The 23071-nt window shown below is 68.1% G+C and carries 24 protein-coding genes and 2 pseudogenes; 14 read left to right on the plus strand and 12 right to left on the minus strand.

Annotated features, from left to right (window positions below; all coding sequences use genetic code 11):
- Positions 1–6: 6 nt before the first annotated feature.
- The 4 genes and pseudogenes from JWS13_RS45625 to JWS13_RS29045 form a co-directional block, all read right to left on the minus strand.
- The gene (locus JWS13_RS45625) at positions 7–648 is read right to left on the minus strand and encodes a dihydroxyacetone kinase subunit DhaK (protein WP_241032373.1); all 642 of its coding nucleotides are present in this window, start codon (positions 646–648) and stop codon (positions 7–9) included.
- A 16-nt stretch (positions 649–664) separates the two neighbouring features.
- Positions 665–1018, minus strand: a pseudogene (locus JWS13_RS46035) (dihydroxyacetone kinase subunit DhaK); the annotation flags it as partial.
- A gap of 137 nt (positions 1019–1155) precedes the next feature.
- Complete coding sequence (locus JWS13_RS29040) at positions 1156–2517, minus strand: MFS transporter (protein WP_206008858.1); 1362 nt, start codon at positions 2515–2517, stop codon at positions 1156–1158.
- 12 nt (positions 2518–2529) lie between these two features.
- The gene (locus JWS13_RS29045; protein ID WP_206008859.1) at positions 2530–3525 is read right to left on the minus strand and encodes an alcohol dehydrogenase catalytic domain-containing protein; all 996 of its coding nucleotides are present in this window, start codon (positions 3523–3525) and stop codon (positions 2530–2532) included.
- Positions 3526–3730: 205 nt separating this feature from the next.
- Between JWS13_RS29045 and JWS13_RS29050 the strand changes: the two genes are divergently transcribed.
- The 4 genes from JWS13_RS29050 to JWS13_RS29065 all read left to right on the plus strand — a co-directional run bounded on the left by JWS13_RS29050 (position 3731) and on the right by JWS13_RS29065 (position 8126).
- The gene (locus JWS13_RS29050; protein WP_206008860.1) at positions 3731–4873 is read left to right on the plus strand and encodes a sugar diacid recognition domain-containing protein; all 1143 of its coding nucleotides are present in this window, start codon (positions 3731–3733) and stop codon (positions 4871–4873) included.
- Between the two features lie 118 nt (positions 4874–4991).
- The gene (locus JWS13_RS29055) at positions 4992–6188 is read left to right on the plus strand and encodes a glycerate kinase (RefSeq protein WP_206008861.1); all 1197 of its coding nucleotides are present in this window, start codon (positions 4992–4994) and stop codon (positions 6186–6188) included.
- Between the two features lie 50 nt (positions 6189–6238).
- Positions 6239–7717: a pyruvate kinase gene (pyk, locus tag JWS13_RS29060; RefSeq protein WP_225929450.1), complete on the plus strand. Its 1479-nt coding sequence runs from the start codon at positions 6239–6241 to the stop codon at positions 7715–7717.
- A gap of 46 nt (positions 7718–7763) precedes the next feature.
- Complete coding sequence (locus JWS13_RS29065; RefSeq protein WP_206008862.1) at positions 7764–8126, plus strand: WhiB family transcriptional regulator; 363 nt, start codon at positions 7764–7766, stop codon at positions 8124–8126.
- An 18-nt stretch (positions 8127–8144) separates the two neighbouring features.
- Here JWS13_RS29065 and JWS13_RS29070 read toward each other — a convergent pair whose 3' ends face one another.
- From JWS13_RS29070 to JWS13_RS29080, 3 genes are all read right to left on the minus strand, one after another.
- Complete coding sequence (locus JWS13_RS29070) at positions 8145–9563, minus strand: WS/DGAT/MGAT family O-acyltransferase (RefSeq protein WP_206008863.1); 1419 nt, start codon at positions 9561–9563, stop codon at positions 8145–8147.
- 192 nt (positions 9564–9755) lie between these two features.
- Complete coding sequence (locus JWS13_RS29075; protein ID WP_206008864.1) at positions 9756–11231, minus strand: aldehyde dehydrogenase family protein; 1476 nt, start codon at positions 11229–11231, stop codon at positions 9756–9758.
- A 37-nt stretch (positions 11232–11268) separates the two neighbouring features.
- On the minus strand, positions 11269–11823 hold the full coding sequence (locus JWS13_RS29080; RefSeq protein ID WP_241032374.1) for an SDR family oxidoreductase: 555 nt from the start codon (positions 11821–11823) through the stop codon (positions 11269–11271).
- A gap of 57 nt (positions 11824–11880) precedes the next feature.
- On the opposite strand from JWS13_RS29080, the gene JWS13_RS29085 reads away from it, so the two are divergent.
- Positions 11881–12477, plus strand: a complete 597-nt coding sequence (locus tag JWS13_RS29085; protein WP_206008865.1) for an IS607 family transposase — start codon at positions 11881–11883, stop codon at positions 12475–12477.
- The gene (gene tnpB / locus JWS13_RS29090; protein ID WP_206008866.1) at positions 12474–13787 is read left to right on the plus strand and encodes an IS607 family element RNA-guided endonuclease TnpB; all 1314 of its coding nucleotides are present in this window, start codon (positions 12474–12476) and stop codon (positions 13785–13787) included. The genes JWS13_RS29085 and tnpB overlap by 4 nt, the downstream gene beginning before the upstream one ends.
- Before the next feature lie 227 nt (positions 13788–14014).
- On the opposite strand, the gene JWS13_RS29095 is transcribed toward tnpB, so the two are convergent.
- Together JWS13_RS29095 and JWS13_RS29100 are read right to left on the minus strand one after the other, a co-directional pair.
- A complete protein-coding gene (locus JWS13_RS29095; protein ID WP_206008867.1) occupies positions 14015–14386 on the minus strand; it encodes a hypothetical protein in 372 nt (123 codons plus the stop codon).
- Positions 14387–14415: 29 nt separating this feature from the next.
- A complete protein-coding gene (locus JWS13_RS29100; protein WP_206008868.1) occupies positions 14416–14877 on the minus strand; it encodes a hypothetical protein in 462 nt (153 codons plus the stop codon).
- Positions 14878–14961: 84 nt separating this feature from the next.
- Here JWS13_RS29100 and JWS13_RS29105 point away from each other — a divergent pair, with 84 nt between their 5' ends.
- Complete coding sequence (locus JWS13_RS29105; RefSeq protein WP_206008869.1) at positions 14962–15438, plus strand: SRPBCC family protein; 477 nt, start codon at positions 14962–14964, stop codon at positions 15436–15438.
- 53 nt (positions 15439–15491) lie between these two features.
- On the opposite strand, the gene JWS13_RS29110 is transcribed toward JWS13_RS29105, so the two are convergent.
- From JWS13_RS29110 to JWS13_RS46225, 3 genes and pseudogenes are all read right to left on the minus strand, one after another.
- Positions 15492–16034 carry a hypothetical protein gene (locus tag JWS13_RS29110; RefSeq protein ID WP_206008870.1) on the minus strand — a complete coding sequence of 181 codons (543 nt, stop codon included), beginning with the start codon at positions 16032–16034 and terminating at the stop codon, positions 15492–15494.
- A gap of 119 nt (positions 16035–16153) precedes the next feature.
- The gene (locus JWS13_RS29115; protein ID WP_241032375.1) at positions 16154–16486 is read right to left on the minus strand and encodes a hypothetical protein; all 333 of its coding nucleotides are present in this window, start codon (positions 16484–16486) and stop codon (positions 16154–16156) included.
- A gap of 92 nt (positions 16487–16578) precedes the next feature.
- Positions 16579–17468 (minus strand): annotated as a pseudogene (locus JWS13_RS46225) (alpha/beta fold hydrolase).
- 126 nt (positions 17469–17594) lie between these two features.
- Between JWS13_RS46225 and JWS13_RS29125 the strand changes: the two are divergent.
- The 7 genes from JWS13_RS29125 to JWS13_RS29155 all read left to right on the plus strand — a co-directional run bounded on the left by JWS13_RS29125 (position 17595) and on the right by JWS13_RS29155 (position 23069).
- Positions 17595–18206, plus strand: a complete 612-nt coding sequence (locus JWS13_RS29125) for a hypothetical protein (protein WP_206008871.1) — start codon at positions 17595–17597, stop codon at positions 18204–18206.
- Between the two features lie 146 nt (positions 18207–18352).
- The gene (locus JWS13_RS29130) at positions 18353–18733 is read left to right on the plus strand and encodes a decarboxylase (protein ID WP_206008872.1); all 381 of its coding nucleotides are present in this window, start codon (positions 18353–18355) and stop codon (positions 18731–18733) included.
- A gap of 48 nt (positions 18734–18781) precedes the next feature.
- Positions 18782–19486: a TetR/AcrR family transcriptional regulator gene (locus tag JWS13_RS29135; protein ID WP_206008873.1), complete on the plus strand. Its 705-nt coding sequence runs from the start codon at positions 18782–18784 to the stop codon at positions 19484–19486.
- 8 nt (positions 19487–19494) lie between these two features.
- Positions 19495–20424 (plus strand): ABC transporter ATP-binding protein, encoded by a 930-nt coding sequence (locus JWS13_RS29140; protein WP_206008874.1) that lies wholly within the window; start codon positions 19495–19497, stop codon positions 20422–20424.
- On the plus strand, positions 20421–22058 hold the full coding sequence (locus JWS13_RS29145) for an ABC transporter permease (RefSeq protein WP_206008875.1): 1638 nt from the start codon (positions 20421–20423) through the stop codon (positions 22056–22058). The genes JWS13_RS29140 and JWS13_RS29145 overlap by 4 nt, the downstream gene beginning before the upstream one ends.
- 27 nt (positions 22059–22085) lie before the next feature.
- Positions 22086–22838 carry an IclR family transcriptional regulator gene (locus tag JWS13_RS29150; protein ID WP_206008876.1) on the plus strand — a complete coding sequence of 251 codons (753 nt, stop codon included), beginning with the start codon at positions 22086–22088 and terminating at the stop codon, positions 22836–22838.
- 78 nt (positions 22839–22916) lie between these two features.
- Entirely contained in the window at positions 22917–23069 is a 153-nt protein-coding gene (locus tag JWS13_RS29155) for a hypothetical protein (RefSeq protein ID WP_206008877.1), read from the plus strand.
- The last annotated feature ends 2 nt before the right edge of the window (positions 23070–23071 follow it).

Here is a 23071-nt window from a genome sequence, read left to right on the forward strand (position 1 = left end):
GGCTCCTTACCAATTCAGCGCAGGGGTCCGCACCGGTGCGTCCCACAGCTTCAGCAGATCGGGGTCGGCGGGGGTCAGGGTGACCGAGAAGCCGTGCATGTCGAGTGAGGTCACGTACGTGCCGACGAGGGTGCGCGCGACGGTGATGCCCTGCGCAGTCAGGAGTCGGTGCACGCCGCGGGCGGCGATCGACAGTTCCAGTGGGTAGGCGCCGCCGAGCCCGTTGACGATGGCCAGCACGGCGGAGCCGCGCCCCAGCCCCAGATCCCGGACCAGCGGGGTGACCAGCATTTCGCTCAGTTCGTCGGCGGAGGCGTACCGGGCGCGGGAGATGCCGCGTTCGCCGTGGATGCCCACCCCGAGTTCGACCTCGTCGGCGGCCAGGTCGAACGCCGGGCGGTCCTGGCCGGGGTGGGTGCCCGCCTGCAGGGCGAGACTCATCGTGCGGGATGTGCGAGCGACGCGGCGAGCGGCGTCGGCCACCTCGGTGAGCGAGCCGCCGAGTTCGGCGCGGGCGCCGGCGATCTTCTCGACCGCGACCACTGCCGCGGTGCCGCGGCGGCCAGGCCCGTCCCCGTCCCCGTCGTCGGTGTCGGTGTCGGTGGCGAGGTCGTTCGTCGACCACCACCATCTCGGTGTCGACGGCATGATCGCCGGCCAGCTCGCCGGCGATGGTGAAGTTCAGGACGTCGCCGGTGTAGTTCTTGACGATCTGCAGAACTCCTCGACCGCTGTCGGCGGCCAGGGTGCCCTCGTGGACCTGCAGGGCGGTGGGGCTGGCGAAGACTGCGCCGGGGACGGCGACGTCGAGCATGCCGCGGCCGACGAACCCGGCGTGCAGCGGTTCGTGGCCGGAGCCGCCGCCGGAGACGAGTCCGACTTTGTCGCGGGCCGGAGTGGCCCGCACGATCAGTTGACGGTCGGTGTCGTAGGACACCAGGTCGGGGAAGGACAGTTCCATGCCCTCCAGCGCCTCCGTCACGGCGGCGCCGGGATCGTTGATGATCTGCCGTTTCATTGCGGCGGCTCCTTCGAAATCGAGTACTGCGGTGCGCCGCTGCGCGGCACGGGTGGGATGTCGTGGGGTGGAATGCCGGGCCGCCCCCTGGGCGGAGGCGGCCCGGCTGTCTGGGGGGGACCGCGGACCGGGTGTGGTTACCGGCTCGCGTCGCCGGTCACCGCGGTGTTGTTGTCGTGGTGGTCGATGACGTGGTGCGTTTCGACGTCCAGGTCGCTCAGGCTCAGTCCCTTCTCGACGATCTCCTGCGACTCGGGCGGCAGGGTCAGCCAGTGCACGCACAGGGCGGCGACCACGTACAGCGCGGCGAAGACGATCGTGACACCGCCGGCGCCGATCAGGTCGAGGAAGACCGCGACGATCAGCGGGCCGACGAAGGTGGCGGCACCGGCACCGAGGTTGAGCACGGCGATCGCATTGCCCTTCTTCTCAGGGGCCATCAGGGACATCAGCACCGAGATGGGGGTGAATCCGGCGAGGGTGATGCCGAACAGTGCGGCGCACAGTGCGGCCACCCAGTACGCCCCGAAGGTCTGCGGCAGGAAGTACAGCAGCAGGCTGCTGACCGCGCAGCCGAGGCAGCCGAAGATCCGGAGGGTCCGGTGCCAGCCGATCTTGTCGCTGACGATGCCGAAGATCAGGTTGGCGAAGATGTTGGAGGCGCCGACGATGAACACCAGGCGCAGCCAGCCGCTGGTGCCGAAGCCGAGTTCGTCGGAGAAGATCTTGGGCAGAAACACCAGGAACCCGAATTGTGGTGCGGTGTTGATGATCCGGATGACGCAGCCGAGCCCGACCCGCGGGTTCTGGAAGGCGATCGCGATGCTCGCGACCAGGCTCTGACCGGTGGTGGTCGAGTGTGGGGCCAACCGGTCACCGCCGGCGACGCGGCGCAGTCCGAGCAGGGCGAGCAGGCCGCCGGCGATCACGATACCGAACGACAGCCACAGGGTGGTGTATTCGCCGATGATGGGCTCGGTGCCGCTGGCGAGCAGCGAACCGAGGGTGGGCAGGCCGCCGGTGAAGGCGAAGTAGAACCAGCCGACGGCCGAGCCGAGGCGGCGGGCGGGACTGGCGGCGAGCACCCACACCAGGAAGCCGTATGCGAACAGGGGGTATCCCAGACCGCGGATGCCGTAGCAGATCAGCATCAGCACGTAGTTCTCGGTGCCCAGGGCGACGGCGAGGAACAGTACCTCGAAGACGCCCCAGATCGCGAGACCGAGCCACATCACCCGGCGGGGCCCCCACGTTTCCGACAGTGCCCCCGACAGCCAGGATCCGAGGGTCACCATCAGGCCGTAGACGCTGATGACGATCGCGGCCCGAGAGTCGCTGCCTGCGCCGTGGTCGGCCAGATACGGTGCGATGTAGCCGGATTCGACGCCGTCGCCGATCATGAAGAACAGCAGGCCGACGAAGCCGAGGAACAGCGTCGGGGGAAGGCCGATCCGTTCGATGAACGAGGCGAATCTGCCTTCGGAGATTTGATGTTGCATCGAAATGTCCGATCAGGAGTGGGGCAGGATATGGACTTTGAGGGCCGAGTCGCTGTGTGCGGCGGCAATGGCTTCGCCGTATTCGGCGAGTGAAAATGTGTGTGTGACAAGCTTTTCTGCGGTCTCGGTGATGGACGGCATCATCGCGACGGCGTCGGCGAAGGAATTCGCGACAGACTGTGAGCCGACGAACGTCAGCTCGCGGTCGAACAGATCGTAGGGCCGCAGGGGGATCGTCTTCTCGGAGCTGACCACACCCATCTGCAGCAGGGTGCCGCGCTTGTCGAGCAGGTCGATCGCGGCGGACACCGCGGCCGGGTGCCCGCTGGCCTCGAGCGCGATGTCGGCGCTGCGGGCCGGCAGGTTCTCGTCCGGTGCGAACGCGGCGTCGGCGCCGAGATCGAGGGCGGCCTTGCGGCGGGCCGGGCTGGGCTCGACGACGTGAATCGTGCGAGCACCGGCGGCGCGGGCGACGACGACCGCCAGCAGTCCGATCGACCCGGCGCCGAAAACGGTGATCCGGCGGTCGGTCAGCGACGGGGACCGGAAAAGGCCGTGCAGTACGCAGGACAGCGGTTCGATCAGCGCCCCGGCGGCCATGCTCATGCCGTCCGGTAGGGGATAGACCACCTTGGCGGGCACGCTCACCAGGTCGGCGCACGCGCCGTCCGAGGTGACGCCGATCGGCACCAGGTAGTCGCAGAGGTTCGGGGCGCCGGCCAGGCAGTCCGCGCACTTGCCGCAGGCCACGTTCGGATCGACCGCAACGTGCTGCCCGACCGTCAGGTTGTCGACACCGGGCCCGACCTCGACGATGCGGCCCGCGAACTCGTGACCGGGCACCACCGGGAACCGTCCGGTCGGGTAGTCGCCGATCACCAGGTGCAGGTCCGTCCCGCAGACACCGACCGCGGCCGGTTCGATGACGACCTCGCCGACCTGGGGCACCGGTGCGGACGTGTCTACCAGCTGATGATTCCCTCGCCCGTCGAGCACCACTGCGCGCATGTCGCTTCCTCCTCGCTTCTGCGCCGTTCGGTCTGTGCCCGTCTGTCGGACTCACCAGCGCTGTGACGGACATTACAGCGATGTGTTCGTATTGTCTAGCTCATACGTACTGTACGTACAATCAAGATCGGAAAATACGGCCGGATGAACTCACTACGGGTGCTCAGGCAGTCCCGGCGCGACCGCGCACGTTTAGTCTTGCTGCATGACCTGGGCGGTGCGGGACGGCGACGAGGACGAATTCGCGTACGTGTTCACCGGCGAACTCGCTCAGCGTGTGGTGGACGAGGTGAGCCCTCGCCTGGACTACAACATCAATCTGATGGACCGCAACGGCCGAATCATCGGGTCGGTCGACGGGACGCGTATCGGTACCGTGCACGCCGGTGCGCTCCAGGCCATCCGCGACGGCCGGCGAGTCCTCGTGGACGCCGACGAAGAATCTGCGGATGTCCGAGCCGGGATCAATATTCCTCTGACGCTCGACGGGCGGATCGTGGGTGCCGTGGGGGTCACGGGCGAACCCGCGGAGGTCGAGTCGGTGTGCAACGTCCTCGCGCTGACCGTGGAACTGTTGCTGCGAAATGAGCAGCACCGGGACAGTTCACGATGGCGGGAAGCGGCCGTGCGCGAACTGCTCCTCGGCCTGGTGAACGGAACCGTCACCGAGAACGGCCTGCTGGAAGCGTTGCGCCACATCGGTTCACCGATGGCCCCGCCGTGGAACATCGCGGCGGTCGTCCCCGCTGCGGGCGGTGGATCGTGGTCCCTTCCCTCATCCACGTCGGTGGCCCTGCTTCGGCGGGTCCAGGGGATTTCCGGTGTGGTTGCGGCCGAATTGCAGGGCGCGGTGTGGGTTCTGAGCGGTTCGGTGACAGACCGCACCCTCGCCGCGACCCGGCAGCGGCTGCGTACCGGCGACGTCCGTCTCGTCACCGGCAGACATGCCGCTTCGTCTCGTGAATTGTCGGTGGACGCTGCCCGGCTGGGCCTCCTCCTGGCCCGGGCGCACCTGCTGCCCGCGGGGGAGGAGACGGAACTCTTCGCGCTGGTGCCCGAAACAGCTGTCGCACAGCAGTCCCGGGAGATTTCCCATGACACCGTGGAGCGTGTCCTCACGCCGCTGTCCGCGACCCTGCGTGAGACCGCTCGCGCCTTCCTCGACCACGATCTGTCGATCGCGGCGACGGCGACCGCGCTCGAGGTGCACCGCAACACGCTGGTCCAGCGACTCGATCGGATCCAGCACGTGACCGGACTGAACCTGCGCACCTTCGACCACGCCGTCGCCATGCGGCTGGCACTCCTCGCGGCCGCGGCGCTGGAGGATCCGTACCCCGGAGCGTGAAGCGCTGCCGAGTAGTCCAGGGCGTCGACAATGTGCACATATTTGGCGGTCCGAATTGGGCAAGAATCTGTGTGTAATGCACATATGATGCGGAGCGTGGGCGACCTACGCTCTATTCATGCGAAAGCGCACACCTACCGTTGTCCTCGCTCCCGACTCGTTCAAGGGGAGCCTCTCCGCCGTTGACGTCGCAGCCGCGATGGCCGCCGGTGTCCGCGCAGTGCTCGGCGCCGACGTCCGGATCGTGCAGTGCCCCCTCGCGGACGGCGGTGAGGGAACATTGCAGACCTTCCTCTCGGCGGGCAACGCCGAGCCCCGGGTGATCCACGCTCACGATGCCCTCGGACGCCCGCGGAACGCCCGCTACGGACTGTCCAACGACGGCAGGGTCGCGATCATCGAGGCCGCGGAAGCGAACGGTCTGCCGCACGTCGCGGACGTTCCACCGGCACCGTTGCGGGCGGATACCTTCGGCGTCGGCGAAATCGCCGTGAGCGCACTGGAAGACGGCGTCGACGAAATCCTTCTGTGCATCGGGGGCAGCGCAACCACCGACGGCGGCACCGGGATGCTCCGCGCACTCGGTGTGCGATTCCTCGACGAGGACGGTCGCGACGTGGAACCCGGCGGTACCGGGCTCGGTGACATCGTCGCCATCGACGAGTCGCAACTGCACCCCCGGGCGCGGTCGGTGCGCTGGCGCGTCGCGACCGACGTCGACAATCCCCTCTGCGGGGAGAACGGGGCGGCCGCGGTGTTCGGGCCGCAGAAGGGCGCGACGGCCGACCAGGTCCGCGAATTGGATTCCGGACTCGGACAGTTGGCGATCGCTCTCCGCACGGCGTACGGCGCCGACGTTCTGGCCCTGCGCGGAGCGGGAGCGGCCGGCGGCATGGCGGCCTGCCTGAACGCGATCCTCGCCGCGGAACTGGTGCCCGGCAGCGACCTCGTCACGGAAACGGTGGGACTGCGGTCTCTGTGCGCCGACGCAGACCTGGTGATCACGGGGGAGGGGGCGTTCGACGCGCAGTCGCTGCAGGGGAAGGTGGTGCAGGGCGTCGTCCGTCAGACGCCGCCGGAGTGCCCTGTGATCGTGATCGCCGGTACGGTTCGCCTGTCCGCAGCCGAGATTCGCGCCGCCCGGATCGCGGCCGCGTTCTCCATCGCCCGTGGACCGGCGGAACTCCACGAATTGCTCGACAACACCGCCGAACTCCTCCAGGAGGCAACCGCTCAGGTCGTCGGACTGATCGACAGCCAGTGGAGCCGCCCCGCGCCGACGCACTTGCGGGTGACCGCGGACAGTCCGTCGTGATGAACCTGCCGAGTCACACAACCACTCTCAACTCAACCGCGAGGAGTCACATGACCACCATCGATCTCGAACGGTCCGCGTCGCACACCGCACAGCCCAGTCTGCTCGACACGTCGCGGCGCACGAAGATCGTATGCACACTTGGACCTGCTACCGCCACCGGTGACCGTATTCGCGAGCTCGTCGAAAGCGGTATGGACGTGGCGCGGCTGAATTTCAGCCACGGCGAGCACGCCGACCACGAGGAGAACTACAAACGCGTGAGGGCGGCCTCGGACGCGACGGGTAAGGCGGTCGGTGTCCTGGCCGACCTGCAGGGCCCGAAGATCCGGTTGGGCCGGTTCGCGGAGGGGCGGACCACGTGGGCCAACGGTGAGGAGGTGCGGATCACCGTCGACGAGTGCGAGGGCACCCACGACCGGGTCTCGACCACGTACAAGCAGCTCGCCGAGGACGCCAAGCCGGGTGACCGGTTGCTGGTCGACGACGGCAAGGTCGGTCTCGTCGTCTCCGGGGTGGAGGGCAACGACGTGATCTGCCGGGTCACCGAGGGCGGCCCGGTGTCCAATAACAAGGGTGTGTCGCTGCCGGGGATGAACGTGTCGGTCCCGGCGCTGTCGGAGAAGGACATCGCGGATCTGGAGTTCGCGCTCGGGTTGGGCGTCGATTTCATCGCGCTCTCGTTCGTGCGGTCGCCGGCGGATGTGGAGTTGGTGCACGCGGTGATGGACCGGGTGGGGCGGCGGATCCCGGTGATCGCGAAGCTGGAGAAGCCGGAGGCGATCGACAACCTCGAGGCGATCGTGCTGGCGTTCGACGCGGTGATGGTCGCGCGTGGTGATCTGGGGGTGGAGTTGCCGCTCGAGCAGGTGCCGCTGGTGCAGAAGCGGGCGATTCAGATCGCGCGGGAGAACGCGAAGCCGGTGATCGTGGCGACGCAGATGCTGGAGTCGATGATCGAGAATTCGCGGCCGACGCGTGCGGAGGCCTCGGATGTGGCGAACGCGGTCCTCGACGGTGCGGATGCGGTGATGCTCTCCGGTGAGACGTCGGTGGGTAAGTATGTGATGGAGACGGTGCGGACGATGGCGCGGATCGTGGAGGCGGTGGAGAACGAGTCCACGCAGGTGCCGCCGCTGACGCATGTGCCGCGCACCAAGCGGGGGGTGATCTCGTACGCGGCCCGCGACATCGGGGAGCGGTTGGATGCGAAGGCGTTGGTGGCGTTCACGCAGTCCGGGGACACGGTCCGCCGGTTGGCGCGGTTGCACACGCCGTTGCCGTTGCTGGCGTTCACGCCGTTGCCGGAGGTGCGGTCGCAGTTGTCGTTGACGTGGGGGACGGAGACGTTCATCGTCGATCCGGTGGACAGCACGGATGCGATGGTGCGGCAGGTCGACAACGCGTTGCTGGGGCTGGGCCGGTATCAGAAGGGTGAGTTGGTGGTGATCGTGGCGGGGTCGCCGCCCGGCACCGTAGGCTCGACCAACCTGATCCACGTCCACAGAATCGGCGAAGACGACCACTAGGCCTCGGAGGCGAAGACGACCACTAAGCCTCGGAAACGACTATCCCATGCCATCTTTGACGCTCACCGTTCGTCTGCTGACACCCCACTCCGATCTGTGGGACTGGCAGACCCGCGCGCTCTGCCGAACCACCCGGGCGGATCTCTTCTTCGGGCCGGACAGCGAAAGCAGAGCAACGCGAATTCGCCGGGAGAGGCAGGCGCAGGAACTCTGCCGGAGTTGCCCGGTCCGGCACGAATGCCTGCGCCACGCGCTCGACGTCGGCGAACCCTACGGCGTCTGGGGCGGGATGACCGAATCGGATCGGCGATTCGGTCAGGATCGGCCCCAGCTGAATCCACAGGCAAATCGTAAGCCGGCCAAGAGACTTCGTATCTCACCGCGGCACCCCCGCCCCGGAAGGCAGTGAGAGTTTACGGACTACGCCTCACAGTCCGACCGCGGTTTCGAGGAGATCGAGTTCGGCGTCGAGGTGGTCGAGCATGGGGTGCAGATCCGGGACGGTGCGGCGGCAGCCGGTGAGGCCGAAGACGATCTGGTCGTCGCTGCTGGTGCAGGTGATGTTGAGGGCCTGCCCGGTGGTGGGGATCGACAGCGGGTAGAGGGATTCGAGGCGGGCACCGTTCCAGTACAACGGGGTTCGGGGTCCGGCGACATTCGAGATGACGACGTTGAACGGCGGACGCAGCGGCCCCCGCCGACCGAGGAACATCTCGACTCCGAGCGGGGCGGCACCGAGGGCGCTCATCGCGAGCACCTGGGCGGGGCTCATCGCCTGCAGCGCGGCCTTGCCCTCGTTCATGCAGTTGCGCACGGTCTCGAGGCGGTGCGCGGGGTCGGGCAGGTGGGTGGCCAGGTTGCACATGAGCACCCCGACCCGGTTGCCTCCGGGCGCGCGGTCGCCGGTCCCGGTCTCCGGCGCGCGCAGCGACACGGGGACCATCGCGATCAGTGGGTTGTCCGGCAATGCGTCGCGGGTGTGCAGGTAGGCCCGCAAGGTGCCCGCGCACATGGTCAGCACGATGTCGTTGATGGTGGCCTCGGCATGCTTGGCCAGCAGCCGGATCCGTTCGATCGGGAACGACCGGGCGGCGACGTGGCGGGCCCCGCTGATCGGCACGTTGAACAGGGTGTGCGGCGCGGTGAGCGACAACGCACCACCCCTGCCGTGCAGGGCGCGGTCCACGGTGCCCAATGCCGCGGGCAGCAGTCCGGCCACCTCGCCCGCCGCGGAGCGGGCGGCGTCCCATGCCATCGCCGGAAGCGCGGAACCGGGACCGCTCGTGACGGCCATCCGCGCGTCCGGCACTGCCGACAGCGTGTTCCGCGGCTGCCAGGGCGTGGGCATGTTCCGGCGGTTCGGGTCCTCGCTCATGCTGTCGCGGAGCAGTCGCATCGCGGACGCACCGTCGGCGAGGGCGTGGTGGATCTTGGTGTACACCGCGTAGCGGCCGTCGGCGAGTCCCTCGATCAGGTGCATCTCCCACAACGGCCGGCTGCGGTCGAGCAGGGTGCCGTGCAGCCGTGACACCAGGGTCATCAGCTCGGCCATTCCGCCCGGCTGGGGCAGGGCGTCACGGCGGACGTGATGCTCCAGATCGACCTCGTCGTGCGGAAGGGTGTCCCAGCCCCACTGGCCGAGCGACGTCACCGAGCGACGGGCCCGCTTCCGGAAGGGCGCCGCCACCTGGTCGCCGACCAGCGCCGCATCGAACATCGCTCGCACGTCGGCCGCGGACGATCCCTCGGCCGGCGTGAACACCGCCAGGCCGCCGACGTGCATCGGATGCTCGCGGGACTCGCCGAGCAGAAACAGCGAGTCCGTCGGCGCCATCGGGAACAGCATGTGGTGTCCTTACTGTTCCCGAAACCGGATCTGCCTGCGCGGATCCGATTCCCCCCGGAACTGTCGTTCATATCGGTGTTGCCGTATGTAAAAGTAACGTTTAGGTGTGGTTCATGTCACAAACCGGTCTCGCTGTTTTAGTTGTACAGCACAGTCACCGTTTCCGCCACACACACAAAACGGACACCGCGATCAGACGCCCGTGTACACGGTCTTCCCCCAGGTGTAGAAGTCCACGGCGCTGCGGCCCTGCTCCCGGAACGTGTTCGTGGACGAGTCCTTCACCCCGCCGAACGGCACGTTCAGGTCCAGCCCGGCCGTCGGACGGTTGATCTTGACGACGCCGGCCTGCGCCCGGGCGGCGAAGTCCGTCGAGCGCACCAGGCTGTCGGTGCAGATGCCCGCGGTGAGTCCGTAGCGGGAGTCGTTGACGGCGGCGAGCCCGGCCTCGTAGTCGGCGACCTCCAGCACCGCGACCACCGGCCCGAAGATCTCGTCCGTGACCGCCGGATCGTCGAGCGGCAGATCGGTGAGCACGGTGGCCGGGAAGAACAACCCGTCGGACGGGTCGCCGGCGTAGTCGCCGTGCCGCAATGTGGCGCCGCGCTCGACTGCGGAGCGCACCGCGGCCTGATCCTGCTCGAACTGCGCGCGGCTCACCACCGCGCCCATACGGGTCGTGTCCGCCGAACCGTAACCCGGAACGTACCGCGCGGCCTCCTCGACCAGTGCCTCGAGAAACGCATCACGGATCCCGGGGGTGACATACACGCGGGACGTCGCCGTGCAGGCCTGCCCGGTGAGCCCGAACGCGCCCGCGGCCACCACCTGTGCGGCGTTCCGGGCGTCGTCGAGCACCAGCACAGCGTTCTTGCCGCCCATCTCCAGCTGGACCCGGGCCCGGCGCGAGTTCAGGATGTCCTGCAGCCCCAACCCGACGGTGGTGGAGCCGGTGAACGACAGCCCGGCGACGCGGGGGTCGCGGGCCAGCGCGTCGCCGACCACCCGTCCGTTGCCGTGGACCACGTTGAAGACCCCGGCGGGGAGCCCGGCGTCGTGGAGGGCGCGGGCGAGGTGGGTGGCCGACAGGGGCGTGAGTTCGGCCGGTTTGAGCACCACGGTGTTGCCCGAGATCAGCGCGGGTGCCGTCTTCCACGCCGGGATGGCGATGGGAAAGTTCCACGGCGTGATGAGCGCGAAAACACCCAGGGGCTCGCGGCGGGTGGTGATGCTGGTTCCGGGCATCCCGCTGGGGAGCACTTCGCCGGTGGCCGCCCATCCGAGGGACCCGAAGAACCGCAGGACGTCCACGGCGCGCGTGACTTCGCCCCGAGCCTCGGCGAGGGTCTTGCCTTCTTCCCGGACGAGGTCCGCGGCCACCGCGGAACCCCGTTCCTGCAGCAGGTTTGCGGCCGCGATGAGGATGGCGCCCCGGGCCGGTGCGGGGAGCGCGGCCCAGGCCGGCTGTGCCGCGGCGGCGGCCGTGACGGCGGCGTCCACCTCGGCGGTACCACCACTCGGCGAGTAGGCGGCGAGTTCGTGCGGGCGGGCCGGGTTCCAGCGCTCGGTGTCGGCGCCACCCAGCCATTCGCCGTTCACGAGGTGCTGTGCGGTCGGGACGTCGTTCCGGACGGGTGAGCCGGTGGGCTCGGTGACGGTCGTGGTCATCGTGTCTCCTCGGGAGGTGGAGGGCAGGGTTCGGGTTCTACAGGCTGCGGATCAGGCCGCCGTCGCAGCGGAGTGCGACGCCGGTGATGTACGACGCCGGGGCGCTGCACAGGAACGCAGCGGCGGCGCCGAATTCGTCGGGGTCGCCGTAGCGGCGGGCCGGGATCGTCTTGCGCGATTCGATTTCGATGTCGGTGACGGTGACACCCCGACGCTTGGCGGCGGCCGCGTCCAGTTCGGCCACCCGGTCGGTGGCGATCCGACCCGGCAGCAGCAGGTTGACGGTGACGCAGTCGAGGGCGACCTCGGCGGCGAGGGTCTTGAGGTAGCCCGCCAGAGCCGCGCGACCGGTGTTGGACATCGCCAAATTGGGCAGGGGCGCAGCAACTCCGGACGAGCCGATGGCCAGAACCCGGCCCCAGCGGCGCTCCCGCATGCCGGGGAGGACGGTCGAGACGAGTGCGTGGTGCGGGCGGAGCAGGATGTCGAATGCTGCCGCGAGATCGTCCGCGCCCAGGGTCGCCGCCGCGCCCGGTCTGGGCCCGGGACCGTTGAGGAGCTGCGCGCGGCGGCAGGCAGTCTGACGTTCCACGCGTGGTTGTAAGCCGTAAATCTGTAAGAACATGTCATTTTGTGTCAGAATAGTCACGTGAAGTTGAGTGCGTGGGCCAAGGAGCAGGGGGTCTCGTACCGCACTGCGCTGAATTGGTTCCACGCCGGAAAGCTCCCCGTGCCCGCCCGGCAGCTCCCGACCGGCACGATCCTTATCGACTCGCCCGTTCGGGAAACCGGTGTGACGGTGGCGTACTGCCGAGTCTCCTCGCACGAGCAGAAGCCGGACCTCGAACGCCAAGCCGGGCGGGTCGTGACCGGCGCAGGGGAGCGTGGGCTGTCGATCGACCGCACCATCACCGAAATCGGGTCCGGGCAGGGCGGGCGGCCCGGGAAGCTGCGGACGCTGCTCGCCGACCCGGCCGTGACCACGATCGTGGTCGAGCACCGCGACCGACTGACTCGTTTCGGAGTGGAGTACCTCGAAGCCGCGCTGTCCGCGCAGGGGCGACGCATTGTCGTGCTGGATGATTCCGAGGTCGTTGATGATTCTGGGGTCGCCGACGACCTGGTGCGCGAGATGACCGAGGTACTGACCTCGATGTGCGCGCGCCTGTACGGCCGTCGCTCCGCCTCTCGGAGGGCGGTGGCGGGGGTGCGTGCAGCGCAAGCCGAGCCCGAGGAGTCGACGTGATCCGGGCGTATCTGTTCGCCCTCGATCCGACCGAGGCGCAAGCCGACGCGATGGCCTCGCACTGCGGTGCCACCCGGGTCGCCTACAACTGGTGCCTGGCCCAGGTGAAGGCGAACTGGTCGCAGCGTGCTGCGGAGCAGACCTATGGCCTGACCGGTGATCAACTCACCCCATGGATGGCCTCTTCCGCCTACAGTCTTCGGAAGGCGTGGAACGCGGCCAAGGATGAGGTGGCGCCGTGGTGGAAGCAGAACAGCAAGGAGGCGTACGCCTCGGGCTGCGCCAACCTCGCCGCCGCGCTCGCCAACCGCACGGCGGGCCGAGCGAAGATGCCCCGGTTCAAGTCCAAGCGGACCGCGCGAATGTCGTGCAAGTTCACCACCGGCCGATTCGGTCTGGTCCGCGACCGCCGGCACGTGCAGTTGCCCGTGATCGGGGTGGTGCGCACCGGTGAGTCGACCCGCAAGCTGGCCCGCAAGATCGAAGCAGGCACTGCGCGTATCCGGTCGGCCACCCTGTCGTACCAGCGTGGCCGCTGGCATGTCTCGTTCTCCGTTGACCTCCCGGACGCCGCACCCGAAGAACGCACCGGTGGCGGGGTGGTCGGCGTCGATCTCGGTATCGCGCATCTGGCTACCCTCTCGACCGGTGAGCAGGTGCCGAACCAGCGTCGCCTCGATGCCGAGTTGTCGAACCTGCGCCGCGCCGAACGGGCCTGCGCTCGCCGGCGCGGCCCGGACCGCAGAACCGGTGCCGCGCCGTCGAACCGGTGGAAGAAGGCCCGCGCCCGCGCCGACCGCATCCACACCCGCGTGGCGAACCTGCGGCGCAACGACACCCACCAGTTCACTTCCCGTCTGGTGCGGGAGTTCGACACGATCGTGATCGAAGACCTGCACGTGGCCGGGATGCTGCGGAACCGGCGTCTGGCCCGGCACATCGCCGGTGTGTCGTGGGGGCAGATCCGCCGTCAGCTCACCTACAAGACCGAACGGGCCGGGGTCCGGCTCGTGGTGGCGGACCGTTGGTTCGCTTCTTCCAAGACGTGCTCGGAGTGCGGGACAGCGAAAGCCAAGCTGCCCCTGAATGAGCGGGTGTTCGCGTGCCTGGCCTGCGGGATCGTCCTTGATCGGGATGAGAACGCGGCCCGGAATTTGGCCGCTTTGGCGGTCGACACCGGCGAGTTGCGCCGGGAGCTGCCCGATGGAAGCGATGTCAGACGGGCGTGCTCGCACGCTCCGCAGTCGCACCGCCACGGGAAGAGTCCGCACAGGACTCAACGCCACCACCGCAAGGTAGTGGCTCGATGAAGCGGGACATAACCTCACACTTCATCGAACGGTATGACGCATCGCGGCATTTTCTTTTCTCTCCCGTGATGTCCGAGAGCTGCGCAAGGGTAGGGCCCTTCTCATAGCGAATAGGCGAAAGTTGTTGCCGCCGGTCGTCAACAGGGAACCCGTGGCGGGGGAGTGGGCGTGGCGCTCTCGACCTTCATCGGATCCGCGATTGTCGAGGTCGGGGGGACCGCGGGGGGTCAGAGCTCGAGGTACAGGAAGTTGTCGGCCCAGTTCGTCTCGCCGGCGGTCGTGGCGAAGTAGAAGATGCGGTCGGAGAATCCGCAGTCGAAGTACTGGGCGATTTTCGATTCGCCGGGAGCGAGCGTGCCGAGGTTCGTGCTCTCGTACACGAGCGGGGTGTGGACGGTGACGCCGGTGGCGGTGCCGCCGCCCTCGTTGGTGACGCGCACGGCGCACGCGTTGACGCCTTCGGTATTCGCCTGGGTGATCGCGAGATCGGGGCCGTCGCCGAGGGATCCGAACGGCGCGGCGGACGCCATTGCCGTTCCGGCGGTCATCAGTCCCGTGATCATGGCCCCCGCCACTGCCGTACGTCGAAGGTTGCGCATGTTGTGCCCTTTCCTCGGTTGTCCGGTATTCAATACACGTTGATCTGCGTGGTGCTGGGGATGTGCGGGCGGTCGGTGGTCAGCGTGACCTCGACGCGGCCGGATCCCGTCTCGAGGTGGGCCCACGGTTCCGCCGGGAAGTCGAGCAGTCCGCCACTGACCTCGGCGGACCACGAACCCGCAGCACCGGTTTCCAGGTTGCGCCAGTGCAGCGTCGCGAATACCGAGCACAGCACTCCCGGCGTCGACGACACACCGACGAACGTCCCGTTCAGCCGAACGTAGACCAGGCCGGGCAGCGCGTCGGTGGCAACGGTGACTCCTCCGATCCGGCCGCCACAGGCAAGTCCGTGAGCGACGGTCGCGGTGTCCGGAATGTTCACCCACCTGTCCTGGGTCTGATCCGCCGCGGCCGGGGCGGCGGCACCGAACAATCCGGCCAGCACCAGTCCGGTGATCGCGATCGACTTGCCGAGCGTAGGAAGAGACATGGTGCTCCAGATCGCTGTCGGTCAATGGTCCTGACGGTACCTCGGAAACACGCCACGAGTGATGCCTCGTGGTTTGATCGAGTCATGACCGAGGAGAACGGGATTCCCACCGTCGTGACCGCAAGTCGTGTCATCGCCGCTCCGGCGCGGGCGATCTTCGAACTGATCGCCGACCCGGCGCAACAGCCGCGCTGGGACGGCAACGACAACCTGGCCGAGGCCGCCCCCGGACAGCGGGTGCGCGCCGTGGGTGACGTGTTCACCATGACGCTGACCAACGCAGGCATCCGCGACAACCACGTGGTGGAATTCGAGGAGGGGTGGCTGATCGCCTGGACGCCGTCCGAGCAGGGCCATCCACCGCCGGGGCATCTGTGGCGCTGGGAGCTCGAGCCGCTCGACGAGAACCGCGTTCGCGTCACGCATACCTATGATTGGTCGCGCCTGACCGACCCGAAACGCCAACAGCGTGCCCGCATCACCACGTCCGACTGGCTACTGGCGTCCGCTGACCGGCTTGCCGAACTCGCCGAGGCGAACGACGGGCAACCTCCCGCCTGACAGCCGAGGACTGTCGGCGGCGCGCACTGTGCCACGCCGCCGACGGCTCCGAGTTACCGACCGGGGACGACGGAGATCGTTCCCTGGCAGACGGCGTTCTGAGAATTGACGAACCACCATCCCGCGCCGGTCTGGACGGTGACGGTGAACGACACCGTCCCGGTTCCCGTCCAGGTCCGGTTGATCGGGATTCCCGGCTTCTGCTGCAACGCAGCCTCGTCGCTGACGCTGTGGCCGGTCGCGCCCGTCGTCGTGTTGTGCCAGTCGACCGACACCCGCGTGCCGTACCAGTTGATTCCGATGCTCGGGATCAGACCGCCGGGCGGCGCGGGCAGTTCGTTCCCACCGCTGAGCAGGATCGCCGGCTCCAGCGCCGACCCACCCGGTCGCAGCGACTCCCCGGACGACGCGTTGACGGTCCACGTGAACGGCGGTGCCCAGACGAGGGGATTCGCGCTCGAGCACGTCATCGTCGTCGACGTCGGCGGTGCGGGCTGAGCATGTGCGACCGCACCCCCTCCTGCCACGACAGCGGTTCCCAACCCGGCAGCAGTGAGTACCGCAGCGCATGCGCGGCGCCCCAACTGGTTGCTCATGAGCCCTCCCATTTCCTCATTCCCCGAGACCCGAGACGTACCTCGCCCCCTGGAATTTCGGCGGCAGACAAGAATTCGTTACAGAGCGTGCGGGTTGGGCACCTCTTACGCCCGTGCAGTCAGTAGTTCCGGGCCGGCGGCAGGTCGCGTTGCACCAAAAGTATTTCCGAGGGCGCAATGACACCGGGGAAGTAGAAGTGGCCCTCCGGGGACTGGACCAGATCGGCGTCGTCGATGCCGTGGACCTCCCACACGTCCACCGCTCCACCGGTGTTGTTCATCCGCACGAACCAGTCGCGTTCCCACTCGCCTGCCGCGAGGAAGCAGCCCTGCTGCTCGGGGCTGTAGCTCCCTGCGATACCGCGGGCCGCACCCATCCGAGTCCAGTCCAACCCGAATCGGGAAATGGACGCACGATTCAACACCGAGGTGACGTGGTAGCGGGGTGGCATTCCCTCAAGGTAACTCGGAGCATGACCATTGCCCAGTGAATTTCGGTCCCGGCCGGACCTGGACGCCGGTGTGGGAGTTTGCGACCGAGCATTCAGTTGGATGCCGACGCAAGCTCGTTCGCTGTCAGCGCCAGGATGTCGTCGGCGTGGCTGACGGCGATGAAATGACCACCATCGCTGACCGGGTGCCAGACGGCGCCCGGGGTCCTGTCGGCCACAGTCTTGTTGATGATCTCGGGGACCAGGGTGTCTGCGCTGCCCTGCCAGAAGTGCACCGGGCGTGTCACTTTGGTCATGTCGAACGGCCATGCCTCGTAGAGCATGGTGGCGTCGACGACGAGTCCGTCTGCGCCGTGGCGAAAACACTCGCGGCTTGCCCTCAGAAAGGCGTTGAGGACGTCTTCGTCGGCCAGTACCTCCTGATCTGCCGCGCACGCCGACTTCGTGATCGCCTGCCCGTAGCGATCCTCGAAATGTGTGGCACTCATGCCGAGCAGCTCGTACATGAGCGTGAAACCCGGGTGGAAGTGCAGCGCCAGGCGACCGTCCAGTGCGTCCACACTGCTCAGATACTTCGCGGCCCAGTTTGCGCCGAACGTTCCGTAGTTTCCGCCTGCGATGCACACGACGTTGGCGAGGCGCATCGGGTCCAGATACGCGGCCGCCGCCAGGGCCCACGGTCCGCCCTCGGACCACCCGGTTACGCGAACCGGTCGGCGTCGAACGAGTCGGCGAGCAGCAGGAGGTCGTCGGTCCAGCTTTCGAAGGTGCGGCCCGGCTGGAGATCGGACCCGCCGATGCCCGGCCGATCCGCGCACACGAATCGCAATCCGTTGGCCTTCGCGTACGAATCGAACAGCGCGGCCTCCCATCGGCTGGACGGTCCGCCGTGGTTGTGCAGCACGAGCGGACCGCGCGGGTCACCGGCTTCGAGATACGTGATGGTCCGGCTGCCGATCCGGATGCTTCCCTCGCTCGTCACGTGGACTCCTCACAGTGTTGGCCGGACGCCGAAACTGGGTGGGCGGCGTCGAAACTGCAGGTACTCCGAACTTCTCCATACTAGGCTCGACGGGTGGTTCGTCCCGAGCGGTTAGGGGTATCCGGCGTGGTGCAATCGACGGAGCGGCACGGTGTGCGTTGGCGTGGCGGTCTTGCCTTCCTCTCGATCGTCCTGGCAGGAGTCCTGCTTGCGGCCGGGTGCGGGCAGCAGGACTCCGGGTCCGATGGCGACTCGCAGCAGGACCAGACGACGTCCGCGGCGAACCTCTTGCCCGAGGACGTGGTCGTCGCGCTGGACGGAGTGCAGAACTACTTCCCGGAGATCGAGCGACAGACCGCGACGAGTGAGAACTCCACCGCGGCCGGTGCCCCCGATGCGACGAGAATGGTGATCTACGAAGACGGAGACGGGCGAAGGGTCACCATCTCGGTGGATCAGTACCCCAGCCCGGACGCGGCCTCCACCGCATTCGAGCAGGCGATCGACAAGAGTGAAGTCGTCCCGGGATTCGTGGCGCTGCCCGCGCCGGCCGATGTGGGCGACAAGGCGTTCGCCGGTTCCGTCACGCAGGGCGAAGACACGCACATCGGGTACGGCGCACTCGACGGCGCATATGTCGTCGGGGTGACGTCGGCCGGCTATCCGGCCACCCCCGAGAACGTCGACAAGCTGACCGGTCTCACCCGGGACGCGGTCGCGAAAGCCGGCACGGCATAGGGCCCGCGCCAACACCGCGTCAGGATTGCGGTCGCCGGAGTCAGATCGGTGTCAAGACCGGTCGAAACCTCGTTCGACGGGGGTAGATCTGGAACTGAATCCCGAGTCGGCCCACCCACGGCCGCCGAGGGATCGAGGAGGTTCCGATGACGCTTCATCTTCCCCACAAGTTCGCCCACGAACAGTCGCGGCAGAACACGCTGCTCGACCTGTCGGCCCTCGGCACGGACGGCCCGGGCATCGAGGACGCGCTGCGTGCGGTGATGGAACAGCCACAACCGCGGCTGGTCGGATTCCGATGCCCCGCCCGTTTGGGATCGATCGACGACGCGATCGGGTTGATGGAACGGGTCCGCCGCGACTACGGGGTGATCCTGACGGAGCTGGTCCTGGCCGACGCGGATCGGGTCGATCTGCGCGAGGCCGTCGACGAGGCCCTGGACGAGGCCTGCGCCCGGAACCGGTTCCCCCGCCCGAGCGTCGTGTTCACCGGGCGCCCGGCTGTGTCCGCCTTGATGAAATCTTGACGCCGTCACCCCTTGCGCCCGGTTGAACGCGCGTTTAGCGTATTAAACATGCGTTCAACCAATGCCGCTTCCGGGGTCCCGCAGCCCGACATGACCACCCGCGCCCGAGTGCGCGACGCGGCCATCACGGTGTTCGGCAACCACGGTTTCGGCACCGGAGTGCGGGCGATCGCCACCGCCGCCGGGGTGTCACCCGGCCTGGTCATCCACCATTTCGGTTCGAAGGACGGCCTGCGCGCCGAATGCGACGAGCACGTCCTGCGGATCATCCGGGAGCAGAAGGCGGAGGCCATATCGACGCCCGGGCCCGCGGGAGCGATGCAGGCCCTCGCCGACATCGAGCAATACGCCCCACTCGTCGCGTATATCGTGCGGAGTTTCCAGGCGGGCGGCGGTCTCGGCGAATCCCTCTTCGAGCACATGGTGGAAGACACCAGCCAGTACCTCGAACTGGGAGTGGCGACCGGGGCTGTCCGGCCCAGCCGCAATCCGGCGGCGCGGGCCCGCTACCTCACGCTCTACAACGTCGGCGCGATGCTGCTGTACCTGCAGATGCGCGCCGACAAGGAAGTTCCGCTCGATTACGCAACCGCCATCCGCGACCTCGCCACCGACGTCACGCTGCCCGCCCTCGAGATGTACACGGAGGGTCTGCTGCCGGATTCGTCGATGCTCGAGGCATATCTGGCCACCGAAGACGGCGCCGCGCAGGCGGGCGCGGCAGCCCCAGAACATACCGACTCCCCGAACTAGGAGCAGCTATGAGCGCGATCATCGAAGTGCGCAACCTGGTGAAGACGTTCGGACGAACCCGGGCGCTCGACGGACTCGACCTCGAGGTCGGCGAAGGGGAAGTGCACGGGTTCCTCGGGCCGAACGGGGCAGGCAAGTCCACCACCATCCGCGTCCTCCTCGGAAGCCTGCACGCCGACAGCGGTGAGGCCACCGTGTTCGGCCGCGATCCGTGGCGCGACGCCGTCGCCCTGCACCTCGATATGGCGTACGTCCCCGGCGACGTGACACTGTGGCCGTCGTTGTCCGGCGGCGAGACCATCGACCTCCTCGCGCGGATGCGCGGCGGACTGGACGAGACCCGCAAGAAGGATCTGATCGAGCGTTTCGACCTCGACCCGCGGAAGAAGGGGCGGGCGTATTCGAAGGGCAATCGGCAGAAGGTGGCCCTGGTGTCGGCGTTCTCGTCCGACGCCCGCCTGCTGCTGCTCGACGAACCGACTTCCGGGCTGGATCCGTTGATGGAACAGGTGTTCCGCGAGTGCGTCGGCGAGGCCCGCGACCGCGGGGTCACCGTGCTGCTGTCCAGTCACATCCTGTCCGAGGTGGAGGCGCTGTGCGAGCGGGTCACCATCATCAGGTCGGGGCGGACGGTCGAATCGGGGACGCTGGCGTCGATGCGGCACCTCAGCCGCACGTCGATCACCGCCGAACTTCTCGGTGATCCCGGCGATCTGAGTCGCATCGACGGCGTGGCGGACATCCAGTTCGACGGGTCGACGCTGCACTGTCAGGTCGACAGCGAACATCTCGGCGAACTCATCCGGGTGCTCGGCGACACCGGGGTGCGGAGCCTCGTCAGCAAGCCCCCGACCCTCGAAGAACTCTTCCTGCGGCACTACGAGATCGACGACGGCCCGACGGCGTCGTCCGACACGGCGGAGAAGGTGCGGGCATGACTACCGCAACGGTGTCCCGGTTCCGGCCCGTGGAACCGGCGCCGGTATCTACCTCGGATTTCAAGGGGACGCTGCACTTTCTGCGGCTGTTCCTGCGCCGGGACCGGATCGCGCTGCCCCTGTGGGTGCTGATCTTCGCGTTCGCGCCCGCGCTGTACGTCGCGAGCATCGCCGACATCTACACCTCGCCGGCCGACCTGGCGGAGTTCGCGGCCACCACTGCGGCCAGCCCCGCGCAGATCGCCATGTACGGGCCGATTTTCAACTCCAGCCTGGGTTCGGTGGGGGTCTGGAAGGCCGGCATCTACTACACGCTGATCGGGCTGGTGGTGATCCTGACGGTCATCCGGCACACCCGCGCCGAGGAGGAGACCGGCCGGGCCGAGCTTCTCGACTCCACCGCCGTCGGACGGTATTCGGGTCTGACCGCGGCGTTGATCCTCGCCGGCGGTGCCTCCGTGGTCACCGGGATTCTCTGTGCGGCAGCGCTACTCGCCCGCGACCTTCCGGTGGGCGGCTCGGTCGCCTTCGGGACGTCGCTGGCCTGCTCCGGTCTGGTGTTCACAGCGGTGGCGGCCGTTGCGGCGCAAGTGAGTACCGGCGCCCGCGTCGCGCGCGGCATCGCGTTGACGGTGCTGGGCGTCGCGTTCGCGTTGCGCGCGGTCGGTGACGCCGGCAGCGGCACCCTGTCGTGGTTCTCGCCGCTCGGCTGGGCACTGCAGATCCGTCCGTACGCCGACGAACGCTGGTGGGTCGTCATCCCCAGCCTCGTCACGGCGGCCGTACTCACCTGGGCGGCATACGCTCTCCTGCGCCGACGCGATGTCGGGGCCGGCCTGATCGCCGAACGACCCGGACCCACCGACGCATCGCCTGCGCTCGCCGGAACCCTGGGACTGGCGTGGCGGATGCACCGCGGCACGCTCGCGGCCTGGACCGCCGGGCTCGGACTGTACGGCCTGCTGATAGGCAGCGCCGCCAAGGGCGTCGGCGGCCAGGTCGGCAACAGTCAGACGATCCGGGACATCATCCTGCGGATGGGTGGGTCGCAGTCGCTGGAGGAATCGTTCATCGGCTACGCGTTCACCATGCTCGCCATCGCGGCCGCGGCCTACGCGATCTCCGCGTCGCTGCGCCTGTATTCGGAGGAGAACGCCCAGCGTCTCGAACCCGTGACCGCCGGTTCCGTCGGCCGGGTCCGGTGGGCGTCGAGCCACATCCTGTTCGCGTTGCTGGGTCCGGCGGTCGCGATGGTGGTGGCCGGGGTGGCCGCCGGACTCACCTACGGTGCATCCATCGGCGATGTGGGTGGGGCCCTGCCACGTGTGGTCGGGGCGGCGCTCGTGCAGCTTCCCGCGATCTGGATGCTGGCCGGAGTGACGGTCCTGCTGTTCGGTGTCGTTCCGCGGTTCACACCGGTGGCGTGGGGAGTGCTCGTTGCGTTCCTGCTGATCTTCATGGTGGGGTCGATCGCGCAGTTCCCGCAGGCGGTGCTGAATCTCGAGCCGTTCAGCCACGCCCCGAAGCTGCCGGGCGGCCAGTTCGAATGGGCGCCGATCGGGTGGCTGCTGCTGATCACGGCCGCGCTGATCGCGGTAGGTGTGGCGGCGTTCCGGCGGCGCGATCTGCGCTGAGCCCCGGCCGGTGTGCACACTGAAGGCATGGCACGTGTGCACACCGGCGAGTCCGTCCTGGCCCGGACGGTGCGGATCGTCGAATCGTTCCGTTCGGACGATTCGCTGCTCACGGTGTCCGAGATCGCCCGGCGGTCCGGTCTCCACATCTCCACCACGTCGCGGCTGATCGACGAACTGGTGGGGTGCGGCTGGCTCGAGCGTGAGGACCGGAAGGTGCGGATCGGGGTCCGACTGTGGGAGGTCGCGTCGCGGGCGTCCCCGACCCTCGGGCTCCGGGAGGCGGCGATGCCGTTCATGGAGGACCTGCACGCCGTCGTCGGGCAGCACACGCAGCTCGGTGTCCTCGAGGGCGACGAGGTGCTGTTCATCGAGCGGCTCACGGCGCCGGGAGCCGTCGTCAACTACACGCGCATCGCCGGCCGGATGCCGCTGCACGTCTCCTCGTCCGGGCTGATCCTGCTCGCGCACGGACCGTCGGAGCTCCAGGAGCGGATCCTGGGGGAGCCGTTGAAGGTGTTCACCGACAAGACGATTCGTACCCCACGACAGTTGCGCGGAGTGCTGGCGGACGTGCGCAGGCACGGCTACATCCTCTGTGCCGGTCACCTGTACCCGGACACGACGGGTGTCGCGGTTCCGGTGCGGGACGGCACCGGCAAGGTGGTCGCCGCGCTGTCGGTCGTCGTGCCGAACGACGAGAAGGCGTACGCGCAGATCCCCGCGCTGCAGGCGGCGGCGAAGGGCATCACCCGGGTGATGGCGACCGCGTCGAAGTAGCCCGCCGGCTCGGTGGACTATCCGACCCGCCCGTGCCACGGTGGAATCGGAACCACTTCTCCCGGAAAGCGCAGCGCCATGGAAAGCACCGCACAACCCAACCCGCTGGAATGCCCGGACTGCCACGCCCTCACCGCGGATCTCGAGGCCCACAAACACTGGCACTCCCGGCTCGTGCACGACATCGCCACCGCGGTCGACAAGGACATCAGCCGACGGGCGCACACCTAGGA

Source organism: Rhodococcus pseudokoreensis (genome assembly GCF_017068395.1).
Classification (GTDB): Bacteria; Actinomycetota; Actinomycetes; order Mycobacteriales; family Mycobacteriaceae; genus Rhodococcus_F; species Rhodococcus_F pseudokoreensis.

Bases quoted from the DNA above. Each gene is read 5' to 3' on its own strand.
- JWS13_RS29070 (WP_206008863.1), bottom strand. From the start codon at position 9,563: ATGCTGTTCCCGATGGCGCCGACGGACTCGCTGTTTCTGCTCGGCGAG.
- JWS13_RS29140 (WP_206008874.1), top strand. From the start codon at position 19,495: ATGAGCGCGATCATCGAAGTGCGCAACCTGGTGAAGACGTTCGGACGA.
- JWS13_RS29150 (WP_206008876.1), top strand. From the start codon at position 22,086: ATGGCACGTGTGCACACCGGCGAGTCCGTCCTGGCCCGGACGGTGCGG.
- JWS13_RS29145 (WP_206008875.1), top strand. From the start codon at position 20,421: ATGACTACCGCAACGGTGTCCCGGTTCCGGCCCGTGGAACCGGCGCCG.
- JWS13_RS45625 (WP_241032373.1), bottom strand. From the start codon at position 648: ATGCCGTCGACACCGAGATGGTGGTGGTCGACGAACGACCTCGCCACC.
- JWS13_RS29050 (WP_206008860.1), top strand. From the start codon at position 3,731: ATGACCTGGGCGGTGCGGGACGGCGACGAGGACGAATTCGCGTACGTG.
- JWS13_RS29100 (WP_206008868.1), bottom strand. From the start codon at position 14,877: ATGTCTCTTCCTACGCTCGGCAAGTCGATCGCGATCACCGGACTGGTG.
- pyk (WP_225929450.1), top strand. From the start codon at position 6,239: ATGACCACCATCGATCTCGAACGGTCCGCGTCGCACACCGCACAGCCC.
- JWS13_RS29105 (WP_206008869.1), top strand. From the start codon at position 14,962: ATGACCGAGGAGAACGGGATTCCCACCGTCGTGACCGCAAGTCGTGTC.
- JWS13_RS29040 (WP_206008858.1), bottom strand. From the start codon at position 2,517: ATGCAACATCAAATCTCCGAAGGCAGATTCGCCTCGTTCATCGAACGG.
- JWS13_RS29115 (WP_241032375.1), bottom strand. From the start codon at position 16,486: ATGCCACCCCGCTACCACGTCACCTCGGTGTTGAATCGTGCGTCCATT.
- JWS13_RS29045 (WP_206008859.1), bottom strand. From the start codon at position 3,525: ATGCGCGCAGTGGTGCTCGACGGGCGAGGGAATCATCAGCTGGTAGAC.
- JWS13_RS29110 (WP_206008870.1), bottom strand. From the start codon at position 16,034: ATGAGCAACCAGTTGGGGCGCCGCGCATGCGCTGCGGTACTCACTGCT.
- JWS13_RS29095 (WP_206008867.1), bottom strand. From the start codon at position 14,386: ATGCGCAACCTTCGACGTACGGCAGTGGCGGGGGCCATGATCACGGGA.
- JWS13_RS29065 (WP_206008862.1), top strand. From the start codon at position 7,764: ATGCCATCTTTGACGCTCACCGTTCGTCTGCTGACACCCCACTCCGAT.
- JWS13_RS29155 (WP_206008877.1), top strand. From the start codon at position 22,917: ATGGAAAGCACCGCACAACCCAACCCGCTGGAATGCCCGGACTGCCAC.
- JWS13_RS29075 (WP_206008864.1), bottom strand. From the start codon at position 11,231: ATGACCACGACCGTCACCGAGCCCACCGGCTCACCCGTCCGGAACGAC.
- JWS13_RS29135 (WP_206008873.1), top strand. From the start codon at position 18,782: ATGCGTTCAACCAATGCCGCTTCCGGGGTCCCGCAGCCCGACATGACC.
- JWS13_RS29130 (WP_206008872.1), top strand. From the start codon at position 18,353: ATGACGCTTCATCTTCCCCACAAGTTCGCCCACGAACAGTCGCGGCAG.
- JWS13_RS29055 (WP_206008861.1), top strand. From the start codon at position 4,992: ATGCGAAAGCGCACACCTACCGTTGTCCTCGCTCCCGACTCGTTCAAG.